General features: G+C 61.3%; 20 protein-coding genes. 13 read left to right on the top strand and 7 right to left on the bottom strand.

From position 1 onward, the window contains the following. The first annotated feature begins 57 nt into the window (after positions 1 to 57). Positions 58 to 504 carry a response regulator gene (locus tag MHH62_RS21940; protein WP_019817416.1) on the top strand — a complete coding sequence of 149 codons (447 nt, stop codon included), beginning with the start codon at positions 58 to 60 and terminating at the stop codon, positions 502 to 504. Between the two features lie 159 nt (positions 505 to 663). Here MHH62_RS21940 and MHH62_RS21935 read toward each other — a convergent pair whose 3' ends face one another. Next, positions 664 to 2841 carry a malate synthase G gene (locus MHH62_RS21935; protein WP_019817415.1) on the bottom strand — a complete coding sequence of 726 codons (2178 nt, stop codon included), beginning with the start codon at positions 2839 to 2841 and terminating at the stop codon, positions 664 to 666. 320 nt (positions 2842 to 3161) lie between these two features. Between MHH62_RS21935 and MHH62_RS21930 the strand changes: the two genes are divergently transcribed. After that, positions 3162 to 3674, top strand: coding sequence for an ACT domain-containing protein (locus MHH62_RS21930; protein WP_003194815.1), 513 nt, complete (start codon positions 3162 to 3164; stop codon positions 3672 to 3674). A gap of 222 nt (positions 3675 to 3896) precedes the next feature. On the opposite strand, the gene rarD is transcribed toward MHH62_RS21930, so the two are convergent. The 5 genes from rarD to MHH62_RS21905 form a co-directional block, all read right to left on the bottom strand. Further along, the gene (gene rarD, locus MHH62_RS21925; protein ID WP_020302157.1) at positions 3897 to 4781 is read right to left on the bottom strand and encodes an EamA family transporter RarD; all 885 of its coding nucleotides are present in this window, start codon (positions 4779 to 4781) and stop codon (positions 3897 to 3899) included. Between the two features lie 207 nt (positions 4782 to 4988). Further along, complete coding sequence (locus MHH62_RS21920) at positions 4989 to 5963, bottom strand: serine/threonine protein kinase (protein ID WP_003194811.1); 975 nt, start codon at positions 5961 to 5963, stop codon at positions 4989 to 4991. A 161-nt stretch (positions 5964 to 6124) separates the two neighbouring features. Next, entirely contained in the window at positions 6125 to 8023 is a 1899-nt protein-coding gene (locus MHH62_RS21915) for a PhoX family phosphatase (protein WP_020302158.1), read from the bottom strand. 79 nt (positions 8024 to 8102) lie between these two features. After that, a complete protein-coding gene (locus tag MHH62_RS21910; protein WP_069868804.1) occupies positions 8103 to 8867 on the bottom strand; it encodes a TOBE domain-containing protein in 765 nt (254 codons plus the stop codon). Between the two features lie 58 nt (positions 8868 to 8925). Then, on the bottom strand, positions 8926 to 9663 hold the full coding sequence (locus MHH62_RS21905; RefSeq protein ID WP_073451751.1) for a ComF family protein: 738 nt from the start codon (positions 9661 to 9663) through the stop codon (positions 8926 to 8928). Positions 9664 to 9755: 92 nt separating this feature from the next. Between MHH62_RS21905 and bioB the strand changes: the two genes are divergently transcribed. The 10 genes from bioB to MHH62_RS21855 all read left to right on the top strand — a co-directional run bounded on the left by bioB (position 9756) and on the right by MHH62_RS21855 (position 22176). Next, the gene (bioB, locus tag MHH62_RS21900; protein WP_014720209.1) at positions 9756 to 10811 is read left to right on the top strand and encodes a biotin synthase BioB; all 1056 of its coding nucleotides are present in this window, start codon (positions 9756 to 9758) and stop codon (positions 10809 to 10811) included. A gap of 65 nt (positions 10812 to 10876) precedes the next feature. Next, on the top strand, positions 10877 to 12058 hold the full coding sequence (gene bioF / locus MHH62_RS21895; protein WP_014720208.1) for an 8-amino-7-oxononanoate synthase: 1182 nt from the start codon (positions 10877 to 10879) through the stop codon (positions 12056 to 12058). Then, positions 12051 to 12782, top strand: a complete 732-nt coding sequence (locus tag MHH62_RS21890) for an alpha/beta fold hydrolase (protein ID WP_014720207.1) — start codon at positions 12051 to 12053, stop codon at positions 12780 to 12782. The genes bioF and MHH62_RS21890 overlap by 8 nt, the downstream gene beginning before the upstream one ends. Continuing rightward, positions 12775 to 13587, top strand: a complete 813-nt coding sequence (gene bioC, locus MHH62_RS21885; protein WP_339231889.1) for a malonyl-ACP O-methyltransferase BioC — start codon at positions 12775 to 12777, stop codon at positions 13585 to 13587. Before MHH62_RS21890 ends, bioC begins: the two co-directional genes overlap by 8 nt. Continuing rightward, on the top strand, positions 13584 to 14264 hold the full coding sequence (bioD, locus tag MHH62_RS21880) for a dethiobiotin synthase (protein ID WP_014720205.1): 681 nt from the start codon (positions 13584 to 13586) through the stop codon (positions 14262 to 14264). Before bioC ends, bioD begins: the two co-directional genes overlap by 4 nt. A gap of 106 nt (positions 14265 to 14370) precedes the next feature. Further along, positions 14371 to 14652 (top strand): hypothetical protein, encoded by a 282-nt coding sequence (locus tag MHH62_RS21875; protein ID WP_020302162.1) that lies wholly within the window; start codon positions 14371 to 14373, stop codon positions 14650 to 14652. 322 nt (positions 14653 to 14974) lie between these two features. Further along, a complete protein-coding gene (locus tag MHH62_RS21870) occupies positions 14975 to 16780 on the top strand; it encodes a phenylacyl-CoA dehydrogenase (protein WP_003194790.1) in 1806 nt (601 codons plus the stop codon). Positions 16781 to 17000: 220 nt separating this feature from the next. After that, entirely contained in the window at positions 17001 to 18290 is a 1290-nt protein-coding gene (locus MHH62_RS21865; RefSeq protein WP_014720203.1) for a GGDEF domain-containing protein, read from the top strand. A gap of 90 nt (positions 18291 to 18380) precedes the next feature. Then, complete coding sequence (locus MHH62_RS21860; RefSeq protein ID WP_103451776.1) at positions 18381 to 20150, top strand: acyl-CoA dehydrogenase C-terminal domain-containing protein; 1770 nt, start codon at positions 18381 to 18383, stop codon at positions 20148 to 20150. A 247-nt stretch (positions 20151 to 20397) separates the two neighbouring features. Then, complete coding sequence (locus MHH62_RS21855; protein WP_019817407.1) at positions 20398 to 22176, top strand: acyl-CoA dehydrogenase C-terminal domain-containing protein; 1779 nt, start codon at positions 20398 to 20400, stop codon at positions 22174 to 22176. 226 nt (positions 22177 to 22402) lie between these two features. On the opposite strand, the gene MHH62_RS21850 is transcribed toward MHH62_RS21855, so the two are convergent. Continuing rightward, entirely contained in the window at positions 22403 to 23302 is a 900-nt protein-coding gene (locus tag MHH62_RS21850; protein WP_014720200.1) for a LysR family transcriptional regulator, read from the bottom strand. Positions 23303 to 23511: 209 nt separating this feature from the next. Between MHH62_RS21850 and MHH62_RS21845 the strand changes: the two genes are divergently transcribed. Next, positions 23512 to 24774: an aminotransferase class III-fold pyridoxal phosphate-dependent enzyme gene (locus MHH62_RS21845; RefSeq protein ID WP_336826806.1), complete on the top strand. Its 1263-nt coding sequence runs from the start codon at positions 23512 to 23514 to the stop codon at positions 24772 to 24774. The last annotated feature ends 145 nt before the right edge of the window (positions 24775 to 24919 follow it).

The following is a 24919-nucleotide window of genomic DNA, read 5'->3' as shown; positions in this document are numbered from 1 at the left end:
CTTCCGCAGATGTCTGACGAGTGTGCTGGGAGATTGATGAGAACTGCTGAGAAACGTATGTCCGACCACGATATTTTGAGTGATGCCGAGCGCGAGGCGCTGAGCGCCGTGATGCTGGAGCCCGATTTACCCCCCCAACGCGTTTTGATCGTGGACGACGACAAGGACGCGCGTGAATTGCTGGCGGAAATCCTTGGGCTCGATGGTATTCGCTGCATGACTGCCGAAAGTGGCGAGGCTGCGTGGGATTTGTTGAAGACGAGCAGTTCCATCGGTTTGCTGATCACCGACCTGCGCATGGCGCCCAGCAATGGCCTGGAATTGATCCGCCAGGTGCGTGAGTCCACCCGTGCGGCGTTGCCGATCATCATCATGTCTGGAGACGCGGAAGCGCCGGATGTGATTGATGCGATGCATTTGAGCGTGGTGGATTTCTTGCTCAAGCCGATTGATAGCGTGAAGTTGGCGAAGTTGGTAAAGCGGGAGTTGGGGATGGTGCCCTGAGTGTGGGGTGACTGGCCTGGCCTCTTCGCGGGTAAGCCCGGCTCCCACATTTGAAATGCATCCCCCTGTGGGGGCTGGCTTGCCTGCGATTCAGGCAACGCGGTCTAACTGACACACCTGATAAAAAAGCCCCGATCTTTCGATCAGGGCTTTTTTCCATTACAGGCCGTTCTTGGCCTTGAACTCCCGACGCCTGCGATGCAACACCGGCTCGGTATAGCCATTGGGCTGCTTGGTCCCTTCAATCACCAACTCCACCGCTGCCTGGAACGCGATGTTGCTGTCGAAGTCCGGAGCCAGTGGGCGGTACAACGCATCCCCGGCATTCTGGCGGTCCACCACCGGCGCCATGCGCTTGAGGCTGTCCATCACTTGAGCTTCGTTGACGATGCCGTGGCGCAGCCAGTTGGCGATGTGCTGGCTGGAAATGCGCAGGGTGGCGCGGTCTTCCATCAGGCCGACATCGTTGATGTCCGGCACCTTGGAGCAGCCCACACCCTGGTCGATCCAACGCACCACATAGCCGAGGATGCCCTGGGCGTTGTTGTCCAGTTCGTTGCGGATCTCTTCTTCGGACCAATCGGTGTTGCTGGCCAGAGGAATGGTGAGGATATCGTCCACCGAAGCGCGCTCGCGCTTGGCCAGTTCGGCCTGGCGGGCAAACACATCAACCTTGTGGTAGTGCAACGCATGCAGGGCCGCAGCGGTCGGCGACGGTACCCAGGCGGTGTTGGCACCGGCCAACGGATGGGCGATTTTCTGCTCAAGCATCAAAGCCATCAGGTCGGGCATGGCCCACATGCCTTTACCGATCTGTGCACGCCCTTGCAGGCCGGTGCTCAGGCCGATATCGACGTTCCAGTTCTCATAGGCGCCGATCCATTTTTCCGCCTTCATGGCCGCCTTGCGCACCATCGCGCCGGCTTCCATGGAGGTGTGGATTTCATCACCAGTGCGGTCGAGGAAACCGGTGTTGATAAACACCACGCGCTCGCTGGCCGCCTTGATGCAGGCCTTGAGGTTGACCGTGGTGCGGCGCTCCTCATCCATGATCCCGACCTTGAGGGTATTGCGCGCCAGGTTCAGCACCTCTTCGATGCGACCGAACAGTTCGTTGGTGAACGCGGCTTCTTCCGGGCCGTGCATCTTCGGTTTCACGATGTACACAGAACCGGTACGGCTGTTCTTGCGGGTGTTGTTGCCGTTGAGGCTGTGGATCGCCGCCAGGCTGGTGATCAGGCCGTCGAGGATGCCTTCGGGTACTTCGTTGCCGTCTTTATCGAGGATCGCGTCGATGGTCATCAAGTGGCCAACGTTGCGCACGAACAACAGCGAACGGCCGTGCAGGGTCACGTCGCTGCCATCCACGCCGGTGTAGACGCGGTCAGGGTTCATGGTGCGGGTGAAGGTCTGGCCGCCCTTGGCCACTTCTTCGGCCAGGTCGCCCTTCATCAGGCCGAGCCAGTTGCGGTAGATCACCACTTTGTCATCGGCGTCGACGGCGGCCACAGAGTCTTCGCAGTCCATGATGGTGGTCAGCGCGGCTTCCATCAGCACGTCTTTGACGCCTGCGGCGTCGGTTTGGCCGACTGGGGTGCTGGCGTCGATCTGGATTTCGAAGTGCAGGCCATTGTGCTTGAGCAGGATCGCAATCGGCTCGGCCGCAGGGCCCTGGAAACCGATCAACTGGGCATCGTCACGCAGGCCGCTGTTGCTGCCGCCTTTGAGGCTGACGATCAGCTTGCCGTCGACGATTTTGTAGCCGGTGGAATCGACATGGCTGCCGGCGCTGAGCGGTGCGGCCTCGTCGAGGAAAGCGCGGGCGAAGGCAATGACCTTGTCGCCACGCACTTTGTTATAGCCCTTGCCCTTCTCGGCGCCGTTGGCTTCGCTGATGGCGTCGGTGCCATAGAGCGCGTCGTACAGCGAGCCCCAGCGCGCATTCGAGGCATTGAGGGCGAAGCGGGCGTTCATCACCGGCACGACCAGCTGTGGGCCGGCCATGCGTGCGATCTCATCATCGACGTTTTGGGTCGAGGCCTCAAAGTCTGCGGCTTCTGGCAACAGGTAGCCGATGTCTTGCAGGAAGGCTTTGTAGGCCACCGGGTCATGGGCCTGGCCGGCGTGGGTCTGGTGCCAGGTATCGATCCGCGCCTGGAAGTCGTCGCGTTTGGCGAGTAGGGCTTTGTTCTTCGGGGCCAGGTCATGGATGACCTTGTCGGCACCGGCCCAGAACTGGTCGGCAGTGATGCCGGTACCGGGAATGGCTTCGTTGTTCACGAAGTCGAACAGGACTTTGGCGACCTGCAGGCCACCGACTTGAACGTGTTCAGTCATTGCTTGCCTCACTCTGCGGAGCTTATGCGCTTTATCAGATTTTCATTATGTAGTGCACGGTTGGGCATACTACATGATGACTTGCGGTTGTGAAAATTAGACTAAATACGTCGTTTAGCGACCCACTTTGGTCGTACGGTCACAGCGGAGAACCAGATGTTCTCAAAAAACTATTGGATTGTTCCAGATAAATATAAAAATGGTACACGATTTGTCTGGGGGAGCTGGTTTGCCTGCCATGGACGTTAACGATCACGCGTCCCTTCTGGATAAACGCGGCATGTCTATAATCGAGGATCAACCAACCGAGGGACTGCGCCATGGACCATCTTGTACTCACTATTATCGCCGCCGACAAACCCGGCCTGGTTGAACGCATCGCGCAGAACATTGCCAGTCATGGTGGTAACTGGCTGGAAAGCCGCATGGCGCACATGGCCGGGCAGTTTGCCGGGATCCTGCGGGTCAGCGTGCCGAGCGAGCAGCGCCAGGCATTGGTGGGGGCATTGGAGGATTTATCCACCCATGGCATTCGCGTGTTGGTGGGTGAGGGCAGCAGCGGCCAGGCATCGGCGTCCAAGCCGATCCTGATGACCCTGGTGGGCAATGACCGCTCGGGCATCGTGCGTGAGATCACCGCGCTGCTGAGCCAGCAGGGCGTCAACCTGGAACGCCTGAGCACCGATGTGCGCCCGGCGCCCATGAGCGGTGATCCGCTGTTCAACGCCGAGGCGTTGTTGCAAGTGCCGGCCACGCTATCGCTGGAAACCCTGCAAGAGGCTTTGGAAACCTTGGCCGATGACTTGATGGTGGAGTTGCGTCAGGAGGAATAACGATCCGCAAGGTTATGCAGGGAAATCTTGCATGGGCCTGTGGATAACCTGTAGAGACCCGACGCCAGGCCACGTCCGCCGGCCTTCTGCGCAAGTTGAGCAAAAAACGAGCAGTTTCAAGGGCTTGTGCACAAATGGCGGGGATCAGGTTGTGGATAACCTTGGGGTCGAACGCTACAAGCCACGAAAGCCGTGGCTTGTAGAGGTTTGTACGTTATTTGATCAGCGTTTACGCACGGTCAGCCAGGCATCCAGGCTGTACACCACCAACCCGGCCCAGATAAAGGCGAAGGCGATCAGCGTGCTCGGCGCCAGGTGTTCACCGAACAACAGCACGGCTTCGAGCAACACCAGCGTCGGCGCCACATACTGCAAAAAGCCCAGGGCGGTGTAGGGCAAATGCCGTGCAGCGGCGTTGAAGCACACTAGGGGAATCAGCGTCACCGGGCCTGCGGCCACCAGCCACCAGGCCTCTGAGGTGCTCCAGAACGCCAGTTGCGCGCTGTGGGCGGTCGGGTTGAACAACAACCAGGCGACCGCAATGGGTACCAGCATCCAGGTTTCCACCACCAGCCCTGGCAGCGCCTTGACCGGCGCCTGCTTGCGGATCAAACCGTAGAAGCCGAACGTCAGCGCCAGCGCCAGCGACACCCACGGCAGGCTACCGACTTGCCACACCTGCTGCGCCACACCTATCGCTGCCAACCCCACCGCTACCCATTGCAAACGGCGCAAGCGCTCGCCGAGGATCAGCATGCCCAGCAGCACATTCACCAGTGGGTTGATGTAGTAACCCAGGCTCGCTTCAAGCATGCGCCCGGTGTTCACCGACCACACATAGGTCAGCCAGTTAGCGGCGATCAACGAACCGCTGAGGGCCAGGATCGCCAGGCGCTTGGGGTTGTCGCGCAGTTCGCGAAACCAGCCGGGATGTTTCCACACCATCAGCAACAGCCCACCGAACAGGGCCGACCACAACACGCGGTGCACGATGATCTCGGCGGCGGGCACGCTGGCGATGGCTTTGAAGTAGAGCGGGAACAGACCCCAGATGACATAGGCGCTCAGGCCCAGGATGTACCCCTTGCGGGGGTTGGCGGCTTGCATTGCAGAATCCTTGCTCAGGCAGCTAACAAAGCGCAATTGTAAGGATATTTGTCAGACAACGCTCGTTCCCACGCTCTGCGTGGTAACGCCGCCTTGGACGCTCTGCGTCTGCTCTTAAATCGTGACGCGGAGTGTCACAGGATGCGCGCCCACGCAGAGCGTGGGGGCGAGCATGGACAGCCAGCTCCCACAGGAGGCAGGGCCAGGTCAGAAGAGCTTCAGCGGTTCTTCATTGAGCGCCGACAGTTGCTCGCGCAACGCCAGCACCTGGTCACCCCAATACCGTTCGCTGCCAAACCACGGAAAGCTATGGGGAAACGCCGGGTCGTCCCAGCGTCGTGCGAGCCAGGCACTGTAGTGCATCAAGCGCAGGGCGCGCAGCGGCTCGATCAGCGCCAGTTCGCGCGGGTCGAAGTCGTGGAATTCCTGATAGCCGTCCATCAGCTCCGAGAGCTGGCCGAGGCATTCCTGGCGGTCACCAGCCAGCATCATCCACAGGTCTTGCACCGCTGGGCCCATGCGGCAGTCATCCAGGTCGACGATATGGAACATCTCGTCGCGGCACATCATGTTGCCGGGGTGGCAGTCACCGTGCATACGGATGTTCTTGTGCGGTGTGGCCTTGTAAACCTCTTCCACACGCTTGAGCAAGTCGCGGGCCACGGATTCGTAGGCCGGCAACAGGCTTTTGGGAATGAAGTTGCCTTCAAGCAAGGTGGTGAGGGAGTCGTGACCGAAATTCTTCACCCCCAGGGCTTCGCGGTGTTCGAACGGGCGGGTGGAGCCCACCGCGTGCAAACGCCCCAGCAGTTGCCCGAGCCGGTAAAGCTGATCGAGGTTGCCTGGCTCCGGCGCCCGGCCGCCACGGCGGGGGAACAGGGTGAAGCGGAAACCTGCATGTTCGAACAGGCTCTCGCCGTTGTGGACCAAGGGGGCGACCACCGGTACATCGCACTCGGCCAGTTCGAAGGTGAAGCGGTGTTCTTCCAGGATCGCCTCGTTGGTCCAGCGCTGGGGGCGATAGAACTTGGCGATCAGCGGTTCGGCGTCTTCGATGCCCACTTGGTACACGCGGTTTTCGTAGCTGTTGAGCGCCAGAACCCGCGCGTCGCTGAGGAAACCGATGCTTTCGACGGCGTCGAGCACCAGGTCTGGGGTGAGTGTTTCAAACGGGTGGGCCATGCGAACTCCTGCGCGCAGCAGGGCGCCGCGTCCGGCCGGGTATGGTAACAGCATAGATAGCCGGTGGTTGTGCGGACGCCTTCGCAGGCAAGCCAGCTCCCACACTGGCATGTATTTACACATCGAAATGTGGGTGCTGGCTTGCCTGCGATAGCGGTCTATCAGGCGCCTACGATCCCGCCATCATCCCGCCGAATCGCCATCACCGAAGACCGGGGTTTGCCATTGGGCAGGTGTTCCGGCCAGGTCGAACCACCGGTTTCCCCTGGGTGCTGAATGCCCACGAACAAGGTTTTCTGGTCCGGCGAAAAGCTGATCCCCGTCACTTCACACGCCACCGGCCCCACCATGAAGCGACGGATTTCACCCGTGCTCGGGTCGGCGCACAGCATCTGGTTATTGCCCATGCCCGCAAAGTCGCCGGCGTTGCTGTAGTCGCCATCGGTCAGGATCCACAGGCGCCCGGCTTTGTCGAAGCCCAGGCCGTCGGGGCTGTTGAACATGTTTTGCGGGTTGATGTTGGACGAGCCGCCCTTGGGGTTACCGGCATGCACGCCGGGGTTGCCGGCCACCACGAACAGGTCCCAGGTGAAGTCCGTGGCACCGTGGTTATCGGCGTCGGCTTTCCAGCGCAGGATCTGGCCGTAGACGTTTTTCTCCCGTGGGTTGGGGCCGCCCGCCGGCTGGCCCTCTTCGCCGCGCTTGGCGTTGTTGGTCAGGGTGCAATAGACCTGGCCATCGGTAGGGCTGACCACGATCCATTCCGGGCGGTCCATGCGTGTGGCTTTCACCACGCTGGCGGCCAGGCGCGCATGAATCAGCACCTCGGCCTGGTTAGCGAAACCGCTGCTGGCGTCAATGCCGTTTTTGCCATGGGTGAGTTCGACCCACTGGCCTTTGCCCTTGGGGTGGTCGGCGTTGCCGTCGCCCGCGTCGAAGATCGCCACGTACAAGGTGCCGTGGTCGAGCAGGTCTTTGTTGGCCTTCGGGTTGTTGTGGTTGATCTGATCGCGGCTGATGAACTTGTAGATGAATTCACCGCGTTCATCGTCGCCCATGTACACCACGGCGCGGCCGTCACGGGTTTCGGCGAGGGCCGCGTTCTCGTGCTTGAAGCGGCCCAAGGCCGTGCGTTTTACCGGGGTGGATTGCGGATCGAACGGGTCGATTTCCACCACCCAACCATGGCGATTGAGTTCGTTGGGGTTCTTGGCCATATCAAAGCGCGGGTCGTGCTGATGCCAGTTAATGTCCTTGCTGGCGGCCACCACGCCGTAGCGCTTCTGCCCTGCGTCGAAGGTTTGCTGCGGGTTGCTGCTGCCGAAGCAGTCGGTGAAGTTTTCTTCGCAGGTCAGGTAGGTGCCCCACGGGGTCTTGCCGTTGGCGCAGTTCTGGAACGTGCCGAGGACTTTTTTGCCGCTCTTGTCGGCGGTGGTTTTCAGCCAGTCATGGCCGGCGGCAGGGCCACTCAAACGGATCGGCGAATTGCCGTGGATGCGCCGGTTGTAGCGTGAATCCTGGACGAATTGCCAGGTGTCGCCTTTGCGGCGTACTTCGATCACCGACACGCCTTCGCTGGCCAGGGCCTTGCGCACGTCTTCGGCCGATTGTGGCGCGCCGCCGTGGGCGTAGAGGTAGCGATAGTTGGTGTATTCGTTGTTGATCGCCATCAGCGCGCGGTTGTCGTCACCGGGGAATGGAAACAGGCTCATGCCGTCGTTGTTGTCGCCGAACTGTTGTTCCTGAGCCTTGGCGGTGCCATGGCCGGACGGGTCGAAAGCCGGGGCGTTCTTGTGCAGGGGCTGGCCCCAACTGATCAACACCGAAGCACTGTAGCCCGGTGGCAGGGTGATGGTGTCGCTGGTGGCGGCGGCGATGCTGGTGAACCCCAGCAACGGGCTGGCGGTAGCGGCATTCACGGCCAGGGCGCTGCGGCTCAGCAGGTTGCCGCCGAGGAACATCGCGGCGCCGCACAGGGCGCCTGCGCCGATAAAGCGACGGCGGGTCAGGCCCACCATCTGTTCAAGGTCGGTGGCTTGGTTTTCTTCTAATAGGCTCATCACAGGCTCCTTAAGGTTTTTGCAGACACCTTAAGCAGCGCTTGTGACCGAATTGTTGCAGCTTGAAGACGCGCGCCCGTTACACCGGGGTGCCAAGCAATACATGGCTGGGTGCAAACTGCACGCGGATCGGCTGGCCTTGCGCTGCATCAATGGCCTTGAGCGCGACGGGCGGCGCCAGCGCGCACAACACTTGGCCGTTGGGCAGGGCAATACGCACCTCGCTGGGGCCGTCTTCGGCGGCGAGAATGGTCTCGATCCTGCCTTCCAGGCAATTGTGTCCAAGTGTTTCAGCTTGCCCGTCCACCAGTAATTCAAGCCACCCGGCCTTGATCAGGGCCACTACTTCCACGCCGGTCTGCAGTTCCAGGCGCAGGGTGCTGTCGTGGGTGATCTGTGCGTCGAGGTGCAGGCCGCCGGCCAATTGCAGGCGGATCATGTCGTTGTGGCCATGGCTCTCTATGGTACTGACCTGGCCGTGCAATTGGTTGCGCGCGCTGGTGCGCAGCATCAAGCGGCCCAGCAGGTTGAAGTCGCTGGCCGCTTCGTCCGAGCCAAGGATCTCGGCCTGAAGCAGTTGCAGGCGCTGATAAAGGCGCAGGACCCGTTCCCCTTCCTGCGTCAGTTTGGCGCCGCCACCGCCCTTGCCACCGACGCTGCGTTGCACCAGCGGTTTTTGCGCCAGGTTGTTCAGCTCATCAATGGCGTCCCAGGCGGCCTTGTAACTCAACCCGGCACTCTTGGCCGCACGGGTGATGGAGCCCTGCTCGGCGATATGCCCCAGCAAGGCAATACGCTGGGGGCGGCGGATGATGTGTTGGCTGAGAGGGCTGGGCACAGACATGGCAGATACGCTTGGGTGAGATGCGCCGACGTTGCCGCGCTGGCGCAGGGGAGTCAAGTCAGCTGCCGGGTTTGGGCGTACGGGCCAGGCAATACACGTCCACCTGGCGTGCGCCGGCATTTATCAACAAGCGCGCAAGGCTGTGGGCGGTGGCGCCGGTGGTGAGGACGTCGTCTACCAGCGCCACATGTTGCCCGGCAACTCCGATGCCGGGGGCCAGTGCGAAGGCGTTGAGCAGGTTGCGTTTGCGGGTCTTGGCATCGAGGTCTTGCTGCGCCACGGTTTCATGGGGGCGCAACAGCGCATGCTCATCAAAGGGAATGTCGAAGGCGTGACTGAGCCAGCGGGCCAGCATCAACGCTTGATTGAAGCCGCGTTCGCGCAGGCGTTTACGCGCCATGGGCACGGGCAGCAGGCAGTCGGGGCGCTCCAGTTCGGCGTTATCGAAGCGATGCTGCAAGTGCTGCCCCAGCAGGCGCGCCAACAGATGCCCCAGCGGCCAACGCGCCTGATGCTTGAAGCGGCTGATCAGGGTGTCCACTGGAAAGCTATAGGTCCATGGCGCGATCACTTGGTGAAAGGCCGGAGGCTGTTTTTGGCACTGGCCGCAGATCAACCCATCCATGGGCAAGGGCAGTGCGCAGCGCTCGCATTGTTCCATCAGCCATGGCAATTCTGTTTCGCAGGCGTTGCACACGGCCTCGGCCGAGTCGGTGCACTCATCGCAAATCAAACAGGTCTGTATGCTTTTTAACCAGATGTAAACTTGGTGTTTGTGCTCAGGTTGACAGTGCATGAATCTTCCTTAAATATGCCGAGCATCCGTGTCGTGCCTGTGGATATTGCCGTTCCCACAGCGCTTGCCAAAGCATAATCAAGGAATCGCCCATGAGCGCCAGCACCTCTGCCACCCTGCGTCACGATTGGTCTTTAGCTGAAGTCAAAGCCCTGTTCGTGCAGCCCTTCAACGACCTGTTGTTCCAGGCGCAGACCGTGCACCGCGCGCATTTCGACGCCAACCGCGTGCAGGTCTCGACCCTGCTGTCGATCAAGACCGGCGCCTGCCCGGAAGATTGCAAATATTGTCCGCAGTCGGGCCACTACAACACTGGCCTGGAAAAAGAGAAGTTGATGGAGGTGCAGAAGGTCCTCGAGGAGGCCGCTCGTGCCAAGGCCATCGGTTCGACGCGTTTCTGCATGGGTGCGGCATGGAAACATCCGTCGGCCAAAGACATGCCCTACGTGCTGGAAATGGTCAAAGGCGTGAAGGCCATGGGCCTGGAAACCTGCATGACCCTCGGTCGCCTCGACCAGGACCAGACCGAAGCCCTGGCCCAGGCCGGCCTGGACTACTACAACCACAACCTCGACACCTCGCCGGAGTTCTACGGCTCGATCATCACCACCCGCACCTACAGCGAGCGCCTGCAAACCCTGGCCTATGTGCGTGATTCGGGGATGAAGATCTGCTCGGGCGGTATCCTCGGCATGGGCGAGTCCCTCGACGACCGTGCCAACTTGCTGATCCAACTGGCCAACCTGCCGGAGCATCCGGAGTCGGTGCCGATCAACATGCTGGTGAAGGTAGCGGGCACGCCGTTGGAAAACGCCGATGACATCGACCCCTTCGATTTCATCCGTATGCTGGCGGTGGCGCGCATCCTGATGCCGCAGTCCCACGTGCGCCTGTCGGCCGGCCGCGAAGCCATGAACGAGCAGATGCAGGCCCTGGCGTTTTTTGCCGGCGCCAACTCGATCTTCTACGGCGACAAACTGCTGACCACCGCTAACCCCCAGGCTGACAAGGACATGCAACTCTTCGCACGCCTGGGCATCCTGCCCGAAGCCCGTGAAGAGCATGCCGATGAAGTGCACCAGGCGGCGATCGAGCAGGCGTTGGTGGAGCAAAAGAGCAGCGAGCAGTTCTACAACGCTGTGGTGTAACCACCTTTGGAATGCATTCCAGCTCCTCCAGTGGATTGAGTTGAACCTGTTAAATCGAGGCCAGCATGTCTTTCGATCTCGCCGCGCGCCTCGCTGTTCGCCGTGCCGACCATCTTTACCGCCAGCGCCCCTTGCTGCAGAGCCCCCAAGGCCCGCATGTGGTGGTGGACGGGCAACCGTTGTTGGCCTTCTGCAATAACGATTACCTGGGCCTTGCCAATCACCCGCAAGTGATCGAAGCCTGGCGCGCCGGTGCGTCCCGCTGGGGCGTGGGCGGTGGCGCTTCGCATTTGGTGGTGGGCCACGCCACCCCGCACCATGAGCTGGAAGAAGCTCTGGCTGACTTGACCGGTCGCCCGCGTGCCTTGCTGTTCACCACCGGCTACATGGCCAACCTCGGCGCGGTCACGGCGCTGGTGGGGCAGGGCGATACGGTATTGGAAGACCGGCTTAACCACGCGTCCTTGCTGGATGCTGGTTTGCTGTCCGGTGCGCGTTTCAACCGCTACCTGCATAACGACGCAGGCAGCCTGGCCAAGCGCCTGGAGAAAGCCACCGGCAATACCTTGGTGGTCACCGACGGTGTGTTCAGCATGGACGGCGACCTTGCCGACCTGCCCGCGCTGGCCCGTGAAACCCGGGCCAAAGGTGCCTGGCTGATGGTGGATGACGCCCATGGCTTCGGCCCGCTGGGCGCCAATGGCGGCGGTATCGTCGAGCATTTCGGCTTGAGCCAGGACGACGTGCCCGTGCTGGTTGGCACCTTGGGCAAAGCGTTCGGCACCGCCGGGGCCTTCGTGGCCGGCAGTGAGGACTTGATCGAGAGCCTGATCCAATTCGCCCGCCCGTATATCTACACCACCAGCCAACCACCGGCACTGGCCTGCGCCACCCTCAAAAGCCTGGAACTGCTGCGCAGCGAACATTGGCGACGCGAGCACCTCAACGCGTTGATCCGCCAGTTCCGTCATGGCGCCGAGCAGATCGGCCTGGGCTTGATGGACAGCTTTACGCCGATCCAACCGATCCTGATTGGCGACAGCGCCCGGGCACTGCGCCTGTCGCAGATGCTGCGCGAGCGTGGCTTGATGGTGACTGCCATTCGCCCACCGACCGTGCCCGCCGGCAGTGCCCGTCTACGGGTGACATTGACGGCGGCCCACAGCGAGGCGCAGGTGCAGCTATTGTTAGATGGGTTGCAAGCGTGTTTTCGCTTGTTAGACGCCTCGGAGCCCGGCCATGCGTAATCGACTGATATTGCTGCCGGGCTGGGGACTGGGTGTGTCCCCGCTGGAACCGTTGGCCGCTGCGCTGCACGGCCTGAACGAGCATTTGCAGGTACAGATCGAACCCTTGCCGGCGCTGCAAGCCAGCGAACTCGGTGAGTGGCTCGATGAACTCGATGCGACGCTGCCGGACAATGCCTGGCTCGGGGGCTGGTCGCTGGGCGGCATGCTCGCGTCCGAGTTGGCGGCGCGCCGTGGCGAGCGGTGCTGCGGCTTGCTGACCCTGGCGAGCAACCCGTGTTTCGTCGCCCATGACGGCTGGCCCCATGGGATGCCTGCTGAAACCTTCGATGCATTTCTGGCCGGCTGCCACGCCGACTCCCAGGTCACGCTCAAGCGTTTTGGCCTGTTGTGCGCCAAGGGTGCCGAAGACCCGCGCGGCTTGTCGCGGTTGTTGGTCAGCGGTGCGCCGAATACCTCCCCCAGCGTCTTGATGCCCGGCCTGGAGCTGCTGGCCCAACTGGATACGCGGGCGGCCTTGCAGGCTTTTCGCGGGCCGCAGTTGCACCTGTTTGCCGGCCTGGACGGGTTGGTGCCTGCCGAAGCCGCCAGTGATCTGCTGGCCTTGCTCCCCGATGTAGAAATCGGCCTGATTGAACAGGCCGGTCACGCGTTTCTTCTGGAAGACCCTCACGGAGTAGCCGGGGCTATCCAGGCTTTTTTGCATGAGTGTGTCGATGACTGACCTATCCCACCCGCCCTTGCCTGGGGGCTTGCCGGACAAGCGCCAGGTCGCAGCCTCGTTCTCCCGTGCGGCGGCCAGTTACGACAGCGTGGCCGAGTTGCAGCGTGCGGTCGGGCATGAACTGCTCAGCCGCTTGCCGCACGGCCTGGTGCCCCAGCGTTGGCTGGACATGGGCTGTGGCACGGGTTACTTCAGCCGCGTATTGGGCGAGCGTTTGCCCGGTAGCCAGGGTGTGGCGTTGGATATTGCCGAGGGCATGCTCAACCACGCGCGTCCACTGGGTGGCGCTGCGCACTTTATAGCCGGCAATGCAGAACGCTTGCCGCTTGCAGCTGACAGCTTCGAGCTGTTCTTCTCCAGTCTCGCGGTGCAGTGGTGTGCCCATTTTGATGCGGTACTCAGTGAAGCCACACGTGTGCTGCGACCAGGTGGCGTGCTGGCCTTTGCCAGCCTGTGCGTAGGCACCCTGGATGAGTTGCGCGAGAGTTGGCGGGCGGCGGACGGCCTGGTCCACGTCAATCGCTTCCGCACCTTCGAGGCTTATCAGCAACTGTGTGCGGCCAGTGGTTTGCGCGTGATCAGCCTGGAGCGAAAGCCCCACGTATTGCATTACCCGGATGTGCGCAGCCTGACCCATGAACTCAAGGCACTGGGCGCCCATAACCTCAACCCAGGCCGCCCGGGAGGGTTGACGGGCCGTGCGCGGATTGTCGCGCTGGTAGAGGCCTACGAGCAGTTCCGCCAGGCCCAGGGCCTGCCCGCCACGTACCAGGTGGTGTATGCCGTACTGGAGAAACCGTTATGAGCGCCGCTTACTTCATCACCGGTACAGACACCGATGTTGGCAAGACCACCATCGCCGCCGGCCTGTTGCATGCGGCCAGGCTTTGCGGCAAAAGCACGGCCGCCGGAAAGCCGGTGGCGTCGGGCTGCCAACTGACGGCCCAGGGCCTGCGCAATGCCGATGCGTTGGCGTTGCTGGCCGAGTGTTCCGTGCCGCTCAGTTATGCCGAGGTCAACCCGGTGGCCTTCGAGCCAGCTATCGCGCCGCATCTGGCAGCGCGCGAGGCGGGCGTCGGGCTCACGGTGCAATCGCTGCTCAAGCCGATGCAGCAGATCCTGGCACGGGGCGCGGACTTCACCTTGATCGAAGGGGCAGGCGGTTGGCGCGTGCCCTTGGCCGACCAGGCCAACCTGTCGGACCTGGCCATGGCGCTCAAGCTGCCGGTGATCTTGGTGGTAGGCGTGCGCCTTGGGTGCATCAGCCACGCGTTGCTCACCGCCGAAGCCATCGCACGGGATGGCTTGCCGCTGGCGGGCTGGGTGGCAAATATCATCGACCCCAAGACCTCTCGTCTGGAAGAAAACCTCGCCACCCTGGCTGAGCGCCTGCCCGCGCCTTGCCTGGGGCGAGTGCCTAAACTCAAGCATGCCGGGGCTGCCGCGGTGGCCGAGTACTTGGAGCTGGACCTGCTTGACTGATTTTGGCTATCGCTAAGGCAATATGCCATTAGTGTTTTTGACGGGCCTTTTGCCAGGATGTCTGGTTCAATCGGGCTTCACGATTCTCTAAAGGCAGGCTTACGCCATGGACATCTCTGGAAGCAGCGCGTTTTATTCGGGCCTGAGCACTATTCAGACCGGGCAGAACCGCGTCGACCAGGCGGCCGGCAAGATTGCCAGCGCCGCGACCACCCAGCCTTCGGCCGCGCAAAGCGACCGTCTGCAAGCCAATGACCGCGCCCAAGCGTCCAACTCGGCGAGCAACATGGTGGAAATGGCCCAGGGCAAGTTTCAAGTCGAGCTGGGGGCGAAAGTCGCCAAGGCTTCGGACGAAATGCTCGGTACCTTGATCGATACCTACGCTTAACTTCTCTATCGCTTGCCCGCTCCTCTCTGTGGGAGCTGGCTTGCCTGCGAGAGCATCAACGCGTACTGCCTGATACACCCTGGCGTCTGCATCGCAGGCAAGCCAGCTCCCACAGTCGTTCCGCGACATTCTGCTTTCTTTAAATCATGAGGCATCCCGCCGCAGGCCTTGTCGTGCCTGGCTGACCTGCGTCAAGACAAACGGCATCTGGCCGACGCTTGACAACCCTGGGTGGTAAACGTATGTTTCAAACACCTGTTTGACCGCCATAACAAATCCACGCGGTTGTTCATCCCAGTTACATCAGCAGAGGTTTATCGCTATGCCTGACTACAAGGCCCCCTTGCGTGATATTCGCTTCGTTCGTGACGAACTGCTCGGTTATGAAGCGCACTATCAGAGCCTGCCGGCTTGCCAGGACGCTACCCCGGACATGGTCGACGCCATCCTCGAAGAAGGCGCCAAGTTCTGTGAGCAAGTACTGGCACCGTTGAACCGCGTGGGCGACATCGAAGGGTGTACCTGGAGTGAGTCAGGCGTTAAGACCCCTGCGGGTTTCAAAGAGGCCTACAAACAATTCGTCGAAGGCGGCTGGCCAAGCCTGGCCCACGACGTGGAGCACGGTGGCCAAGGCCTGCCGGAATCCCTGGGCCTGGCTGTGAGTGAAATGGTCGGCGAGGCCAACTGGTCGTGGGGCATGTACCCTGGCCTGTCCCATGGCGCGATGAATACCATTTCCGAGCACGGCACTCCCGAGCAGCAAGACGCTTACCTGACCAAGCTGGTGTCGGGCGAATGGACCGGCACCATGTGCCTGACCGAGCCACACTGCGGCACCGACCTGGGCATGCTGCGCACCAAGGCCGAGCCTCAGGCTGACGGTTCCTACAAAGTCTCCGGTACCAAGATCTTCATCTCGGCCGGTGAACACGACATGGCCGACAACATCGTCCACATCGTACTGGCCCGCCTGCCGGATGCACCGGCTGGCACCAAAGGCATCTCGCTGTTTATCGTGCCCAAGTTCCTGCCCAACGCCGATGGCTCGGTGGGCGAGCGCAACGCGGTCACCTGTGGCTCCCTGGAACACAAGATGGGCATCCACGGCAACGCCACCTGCGTGATGAACTTCGACGCGGCCACCGGTTTCCTGATCGGCCCGGCGAACAAAGGCCTGAACTGCATGTTCACCTTTATGAACACCGCTCGGCTGGGCACCGCGCTGCAAGGCCTGGCTCACGCCGAGATCGGCTTCCAGGGCGGCTTGAAATATGCGCGTGATCGCCTGCAAATGCGCTCCCTGACCGGCCCGAAAGCGCCAGATAAAGCTGCTGACCCGATCATCGTGCACCCTGACGTACGCCGCATGCTGCTGACCATGAAAGCCTTCGCCGAAGGTAACCGTGCGATGGTGTACTTCACTGCCAAGCAAGTGGACATCGTCAAGTACGGTACCGACGACGAAGCCAAGAAACAGGCAGATGCCCTGCTGGCCTTCATGACCCCGATCGCCAAGGCATTCATGACCGAAGTCGGTTTTGAATCGGCCAACCACGGCGTGCAGATCTACGGTGGCCACGGCTTTATCGCTGAGTGGGGCATGGAGCAGAACGTTCGCGACAGCCGCATTTCTATGCTGTACGAAGGCACCACCGGCATCCAGGCGCTGGACCTGCTCGGCCGTAAAGTGCTGATGACCCAAGGCGAAGCGCTCAAGGGTTTCACCAAGATCGTGCACAAGTTCTGCCAGGCCAACGAAGGCAACGAAGCGGTTAACGAGTTCGTGGCACCCCTGGCGGCACTGAATAAAGAGTGGGGCGAGTTGACCATGAAGGTCGGCATGGCCGCGATGAAAGACCGTGAAGAAGTCGGTGCTGCTTCGGTGGACTACCTGATGTACTCCGGCTACGCGTGCCTGGCGTACTTCTGGGCCGACATGGCACGCCTGGCCGCCGAGAAACTGGCCGCTGGCACCAGCGAAGAGGCGTTCTACACCGCCAAGTTGCAGACTGCGCGCTTCTACTTCCAGCGCATCCTGCCGCGTACCCGCACCCACGTGGCAACCATGCTGTCGGGCGCCAACAACCTGATGGACATGAAAGAAGAAGACTTCGGCCTGGCTTACTAAGCCTTACCGGGTTCTTCTGAAAACCGCCGCCTCCTTCGGGACGCGGCGGTTTTTTTGTACGTGTGTAGGCGCGAGTCTAAAAAACCACAGCAATGCACTCAGGGATTGCGATGAGCTGCCGTTACAGTGATGGCAATGTGATACATGCCCGGTCGGTTGTGCTTAACTGACCGCCTAGAAACACAGTGCCATTATTTGTTTGCGGGTCGGAGCTTTACCCTTGTCACGCGTGTCCGCTGTACGTTTCAGCCATTTCCTACCGTCGCTGCTGCTGTTGCTGGCCGGGCTCTCGGCTGCGTACGTCAAGGACCTCAGCGTCTTCTTCACCTCGCTGTTTAACGTGCTGCCCACCCTGGTGCTGTTGCTCGGCGGCGCCTATTGCGCGGTGTATCGACGCCAGCGTGAGCTGTTCCTGATGGTCACGGTGTACGTCGCCTATTTCCTGCTGGACACCCAGACCGACTTCTACCGCGACAATGGCCGCGTGCGTGAAGACGCTGCGGTGGTGTTCCACCTGTGTTGCCTGCTGTTGCCCTTGCTGTTCAGCATTTATGCGCTGTGGCAGGAAAAAACCCATCTGTTTCGTGACTTCGTCGCCCGCTGCGCGGTGCTGCTGGCGGTGGGCAGTGTGGCTCTGGCCCTGGAACAAAGCTTCCCCCAAGCCTTGCTGGGCTGGCTAGCGGAGATTCGCTGGCCGATGCTGCATGGCGCCTGGATGAGCCTGATCCAACTCTCGTACCCAATGTTCCTGATCGGCTTTCTCACCCTGGCCGCTCAATACTGGTACCAGCCGCGCCCGCTGCACGCCGCACAACTGGTGGGGCTGCTGGGCATGTTCTGGATGTTGCCGCAAACTTTCATCCTGCCGTTCACCCTCAACATCATGTGCAGCCAAGTGATGCTGATGATCGCTGCGGGCGTGGCGCACGAGGCGTATCAAATGGCGTTCCGTGATGAACTCACCGGCTTGCCGGGGCGCCGTGCCCTCAACGAGCGCATGCAGCGGCTAGGTCGCAACTATGTGCTGGCGATGAGCGACGTCGATCACTTCAAGCGTTTCAATGACACCCACGGCCACGACGTGGGCGACCAGGTGCTGCGCCTGGTGGCGAGCAAGTTGTCCAAGGTCAATGGAGGCGGGCGGGCCTACCGTTACGGCGGTGAAGAGTTTGCCGTGGTGTTTGCCGGCAAGACCCTGGATGAGTGCATGCCGCACCTGGAGGAGATCCGCGAGATCATCGCCAGCTACGACATCAAGTTGCGCAACCCGGACCGCCCCCAGGACGATCATCAAGGCCGCCAGCGCCGTGCGGGCAGCGGCGCGTCCAGCGTGTCGGTGACGGTAAGCATCGGCGTGGCCGAGCGCCAGGCCGAGCAACGCAGCCCCGACGAGGTACTCAAATCCGCCGACCAGGCGCTTTACACCGCCAAGGGCGCGGGGCGTAACTGTGTGGTCGCAGCCGGGCAAACCCGCCGTGGCGCGGTGCGCATGGAGAGCGCTGCCGGTTGAGTAATGGCGCTGTATTCAGCAGCGCTACAGTGATTGTCCACGGCCATGGCCGGCAGTAGGTTAACCCTATCTGCTGCCGGAGACATTGCCATGCCTGAGTACAAAGCTCCCCTGCGCGACATGCGCTTTCTGATCGACAACGTATTCGATTTCCACGGCCACTACGCGGCCCTGGGCGCCACGGATGCCAGCCCGGACATGGTCAGTGCGATCCTCGAAGAAGGCGCCAAATTCTGCGAAAACGTACTCGCGCCGCTCAATCGCAGCGGCGATGAAGAGGGCTGCCATTTCGATAATGGCGTGGTGACCACGCCCAAAGGCTTCAAGCAAGCCTTTGCCCAGTATGTGGAAGGCGGCTGGCACGGCGTGGCGGCAGACCCAGCCTACGGTGGCCAGGGCCTGCCCCATTCCCTGGGCCTGGTGCTGAGCGAGATGATCGGTTCCAGCAACACCTCCTGGGGCATGTACCCTGGCCTGACCCACGGTGCGATGTCCGCCATCCACGCCCACGGCACCGACGAACAGAAAGCCACTTACCTGAGCAAACTCACCGCCGGCGAATGGACCGGTACCATGTGCCTGACCGAAGCCCACTGCGGCACCGACCTGGGCTTGATCAAGACCCGCGCCGTACCGCAGGCAGACGGCAGTTACGCGGTCACCGGCAGCAAGATCTTCATCTCGGCCGGCGAGCACGACATGAGCGCCAATATCATCCACCTGGTGCTGGCCAAACTGCCGGATGCGCCGGCGGGCACCAAGGGCATTTCGTTGTTTATCGTGCCCAAGTTCCATGCCGACTCCGGCGAGCGCAATGCGGTGCACTGCGGCTCCATCGAACACAAGATGGGCATCAAGGCCTCGGCCACCTGCGTGTTGAACTTCGATGGCGCCAAAGGCTATTTGATTGGCGAGGCGAACAAGGGCCTCAACTGCATGTTCACCATGATGAACCACGCACGCCTGGGCACCGGCATGCAGGGCCTGTGCAACGGCGAGGCGAGCTTCCAGGGCGCGATCAAATATGCCAACGACCGCCTGCAAATGCGTTCGCTCACCGGCGCCAAGGCTCCGCAGAAAGCTGCCGACCCGATCATCGTGCACGCCGATGTACGCCGCATGCTGCTGACCATGAAAGCCTTCAACGAGGGCAACCGCGCGTTGACCTATTTCACCGCGCAACTGCTCGATACCGCGCACCTGGGCCGCGACGCTGGCCAACGCCAGGAAGCCGAGGACCTGTTAGCCTTCCTCACGCCGATCTGTAAAGCCTTCATGACCGAAACCGGCCTGGAGGTGACCAACCACGGCATGCAGGTATTCGGTGGCCATGGCTATATTCGAGAGTGGGGCATGGAGCAACTGGCCCGTGACGCACGGATTGCGCCGATCTATGAAGGCACCAACGGCATCCAGGCCCTCGACCTGCTTGGGCGCAAGGTCCTGGGCAGCCAGGGCAAGTTGCTGCGTGGGTTTACCAAGATTGTGCATAAGTTCTGCGCGGTCAATGCCGAGCATGCGCAACTCAAGGCCCATGTGGCGCAACTCAATGAACTGAACCAGCAATGGGGAGAACTGACCCTGAAGGTCGGCACGGCAGCGATGAAAAACCCTGACGAAGTGGGCGCGGCGGCGATGGATTACCTGATGTACAGCGGTTACATCATCCTTGCCTACCTGTGGCTGCGCATGGCGATCGCGGCGCACGCGCAGGATGACGAAGGGTTTGCCCAGGCGAAGCTTGCGACCTGCGACTTTTATTTCAAGCGCTTGTTGCCGCGTACGGCCATGCACCGTGCTGCGGTAGAGGCAGGGAGCGAATGCCTGATGAAATTACCAGCGCAGGCCTTCGCACTGTAGAGGTCACTGATTGCTCGGGGCAAAATGTGGGAGCGGGCTTGCCCGCGAATGCGCTGATCCAGTCAAAGATGTACCGACTGGCACGCCGCATTCGCGACCAAGGCCGCTCCCACAATGAGTTTATGTGACTTATAAATACTTAGCGGTCACGAACTGACCCTATGTGTCTGAAAAGTTGTTCGGGTACACTCGGGGTCTGTAAAACCGATCCTATCGAATTACTTTTCACGTTCTCACGAGGTTTGCCATGGCTGATTACAAAGCGCCGTTGCGTGATATGCGCTTCGTCCTCAACGAAGTGTTTGAGGTCGCTGATACTTGGGCCCAGTTACCGGCATTGGCAGACAGCGTTGACGCCGAAACCGTCGAGGCGATTTTGGAAGAGGCGGGCAAGGTCACCGCCAAATCCATTGCCCCGCTCAGCCGCGGCGGCGATGAGCAAGGCTGCCACTGGGCGGACGGCGCCGTGACGACTCCCGACGGTTTCCCCCAGGCCTACAGCACCTACGCCGAAGGCGGCTGGGTCGGTGTGGGCGGCGACCCGACCTACGGCGGTATGGGCATGCCCAAGGCCGTGTCGGCGCAGGTTGAAGAGATGATCAACTCGTCGAGCCTGGCTTTCGGCCTGTACCCGATGTTGACCTCCGGCGCCTGTGTATCGATCAACACCCACGCCAGTGAAGAACTCAAGGCTACCTACCTGCCGAAGATGTATTCCGGTGAGTGGGCCGGTTCCATGTGCCTGACGGAAGCCCATGCCGGTACCGACCTGGGGATGATCCGCACCAAGGCCGAGCCTCAGGCGGACGGCTCCTACAAGGTCAGCGGCACCAAGATCTTCATCACCGGTGGCGAGCACGACCTCACCGAAAATATCATCCACCTGGTGCTGGCCAAACTGCCGGACGCACCGGCCGGGCCCAAGGGCATCTCGCTGTTTCTGGTGCCGAAGTTCCTGGTAAATGCCGATGGCAGCCTGGGCGCGCGTAACCCGGTAAATTGCGGCTCCATTGAACACAAGATGGGCATCCAGGCCTCCGCTACCTGTGTGATGAACTTCGACGAAGCCGTGGGTTACCTGGTCGGTGAGCCCAACCGTGGCTTGGCGGCGATGTTCACCATGATGAACTATGAGCGCCTGGGTGTTGGCATTCAGGGCTTGGCGTCGGGTGAGCGGTCCTATCAGAACGCGATTGAATATGCCCGCGACCGTCTGCAGAGCCGTTCCCCGCTGGGCGCGCAGGCCAAGGACAAGCCGGCAGACCCGATCATCGTGCATCCGGATGTCCGCCGCATGTTGCTGACCATGAAGGCGGCGAACGAAGGCGGCCGGGCGTTCTCCACCTACGTGGCGACGCAGTTGGACATCGCCAAGTTCAGCGACGATGCCCAGGCGCGCGAGCGTGCCGATAACCTGGTGGCGTTGCTGACGCCGGTGGCCAAGGCGTTCCTCACCGACCTGGGCCTGGAAACCACCGTACTTGGCCAGCAGGTGTTTGGTGGCCACGGTTACATCCGCGAGTGGGGCCAGGAGCAATTGGTGCGTGACGTGCGCATCACTCAGATCTACGAAGGCACCAACGGCATTCAGGCCCTGGATCTGATGGGCCGCAAGATCGTTGGCAGCGGCGGTGCGTTCTATACCTTGTTCGCTGATGAGATCCGCCAGTTCATCGCCGCATCGGGCCCTGAGTTGGCCGAATTCACCAAACCGCTAAGTGCGGCAGTGGATAACCTGGATGAGTTGACGGCCTGGGTGCTGGACCGCGCCAAGAGCAATGCCAATGAAATCGGTGCGGCCTCGGTGGAATACCTGCATGCGTTCGGCTACATGGCCTATGCCTATATGTGGGCGCGCATGGCCAAGGCGGCGTGGGGCAAAGAAGGCGAAGAGGATTTCTACGCCAGCAAACTGGGAACTGCGCGTTTCTACTTTGCCCGACTGTTGCCGCGTATCCACTCGTTGAGTGCATCGGTAAAAGCCGGCAGCGAATCACTGTTCCTGATGGATGAAGCCCTGTTTTAAGGGCGAGGAGGGCGTGTAAGCATTCTCTTACATGACGTGCTGCTAATCGTCCTCTATCGCCACATTGGATCCACGGCTAATCTACTTCACATGGACGTCGCGCAGGAAGCGCAAAGCAACAACACGGACACGTAGGATTCTGCCAGGACGGCGGAGTGAAATGGATGTCAGGGAAACAGTCTGCAAAGCCCCGCTTCGGCGGGGTTTTCTTTTGCCCGCGAAAAAGTCAGGCGGTTGTCGACGGGGCATTCATCACGTCTTCCAGCAGGGTGCGCAGCAACGCCACCGTCGCCTGCTGGCGTTGCACATCGCGGCATACCAATCCTACTTTCAGCGGTACCCTGGGCTCGCTCAAGGGTTTCCACAGCAGCGCCTTGCTGTTGTGTTCATCCTGGGACCGCCCAGGCAGCACGGTCGCCAAACGGGTGTGAGGCAGGCTGTCGAGAATGCCCACCATGGTATTGAGTTCCGCCTGCACTTGCGGACGCCGCCCGAGGTTGGACAGTTGGCCTTGCCAGATCTGCCGAACCTGAAACTCTTCCCCCAGCAGCAACATCGGTAATTCGGCGGCTTGTTTGAGCGAGACTTTCTTGAACTCGCGCAACGGATGATCTTCGGGTATCACCACCTTCAGCTCGTCTTCATACAGCAACACGCCGTGCAGGCCCGGCTGACGGGGTGGCAGGTAGCTGATGCCGATATCGAGTGAGCCATTGAGCAACCGCCGCTCAATCTCAAGCCCGGTCAGCTCGTAGATCTGCACCACCAGATGGGGCTGGGCCTTGCGCACGCGCTCAAGCATCTGCGGTACCAGGCTGGTGTGCACGGTTTGCAGCACGCCGATGGCCAGGGTGCGCATGGCCTGGCCCTTGAAGTTGCGCAGTGCCTCCACGGCTTGCTGCATCCCATCAATGAGCGGCAACGCGTGGTTGTATAAAGTGTGCGCCGCCAGCGTTGGCAGCAGACGCTTGCTGCTACGTTCGAACAGACTTACATCAAGGTTCTGTTCCAGTTGGCGAATCTGTTGCGACAACGCTGGCTGGGAGATCGACAGACGCTCCGCGGCACGGCCTACATGGCCTTCCTCATACACCGCGACGAAATAACGCAGCTGCTTGAAATCCATAAGGTTTGCTTATCGAAAAAGCTGGAAAATCGAAATGGCCGCTGGCCCCCGAGGCGCCTAGTCTAGCGCCTATTCGCAGGGCTTACAGGGCCGGATCGGACAATGAACAGCGTTTTTGTTGATAGCGTTTACATAGGCAACGCAAAAAATCTGAAGGCCTTATTGGCAGGCGGCATCGACCAAGGTCAGGTTGCCAACGGAGGTGAAGTGTGAACTTGTTCCGTCGCTTCGCGCCGAGTCTGGATGACCTGCTTGTGCATGCCCCGCGTGCAGAGGTTTCCAGCCAGTGCCTGATGCCCACTGTGGCGCGCCCGCCCCAGGTGTTTGTGCAGGGGCAGGGCTCCTGGCTTTCGGACGCTGACGACCGCGCCTATCTGGATTTCAGTCAAGGCGGCGGCGCCAACAGCCTGGGCCACAGTCCTCAGGCCGTGCGCGACGCCATTGCCGAACAGATGCATACCGTGATCAACCCTGGCCTGGGTTTGCACAACCGCGCGCAACTGGACCTCGTCGACCGTCTGTGCCACCACACCGGCAGTGATCAGGCCTACTTGCTCAACACGGGTGCCGAAGCCTGTGAAGCGGCCATCAAGTTGGCACGCAAGTGGGGCCAGTTGCATCGTGGCGGCGCTTACCACATCCTCACGGTAAGCAATGGCTGCCACGGCCGGAGCCTTGGGGCGATGTCGGCGTCGGCCATGGCCTGCGAAAACCGGTTCGAACCGCAGCTGCCAGGTTTCAGCCAGGTGCCGTTTAACGATCTGCCGGCCCTGCATGCAGCGGTCGATGCGCAGACCGTCGCCATCATGCTGGAGCCGATACAAAGCGGCGGCGGTGTCGTCCCTGCGACAGAACATTACCTCAAAGGCGTCGAACGCCTGTGCCGTGAGCTCGGGATCCTGCTGATCTTCGACGAAGTGCAAACCGGTATCGGCCGCTGCGGCAGCCTGCTCGCCGAACAGCAATACGGCGTGCGCGCCGACATCATTGCCCTGGGCAAAGGCCTGGGCGGCGGTGTGCCCTTGGCGGCGCTGGTGGCGCGTGGTAATGCCTGTTGCTTCGAACCGGGCGAGCTGGACGGTACACATCACGGCAATGCACTGATGGCATCTGCGGGTATCGCCGTACTCGACGCTCTATTGGAGAACGGCTTTCTCGAGCACCTACGCGAATCCGGCTTGTACCTCGCAGAAGGCCTTGCCCGGCTTGCCTACCGTTACGACCATGGGCCCTTGCGCGGCAACGGGCTGCTTTGGGGCCTGACACTGTCGGACGATTGCGCCGCAGCAGTGGTCAAGGCCGCGCTGCTCGAAGGCCTGATTCTCACCTCCTCACAACCTGACTGCCTGCGCTTTACCCCTGCGCTGAATATCAGCAAAACCCACATCGACGAAATGCTGCTGCGGCTTGCCCGCGCCTTTTCTCGGGTGCGCACCGCTCAAGTGCAATGCCGCAAGGGCATCGCCGTTTGACCCCAGTTTCCTGAACCGTCTCGCGGCATACGCGGCGCCTCCAGCCTGATTCTTTTGGCTGGGGGCGTTTTTTTTGTCTGGGTAATTTCTGGTGTGAAAACGTTGATTGAGCCTCCCTGGGAACAGTGGTTTCTTAGCGGACGTC

Origin of the sequence: Pseudomonas sp. FSL L8-0168 (genome assembly GCF_037976155.1) — a bacterium.
Lineage (GTDB): Bacteria > Pseudomonadota > Gammaproteobacteria > Pseudomonadales > Pseudomonadaceae > Aquipseudomonas > Aquipseudomonas paracarnis.
Note: the sequence above shows the minus strand (reverse complement) of the source record. Positions and strands in the feature narration are given on the sequence as shown.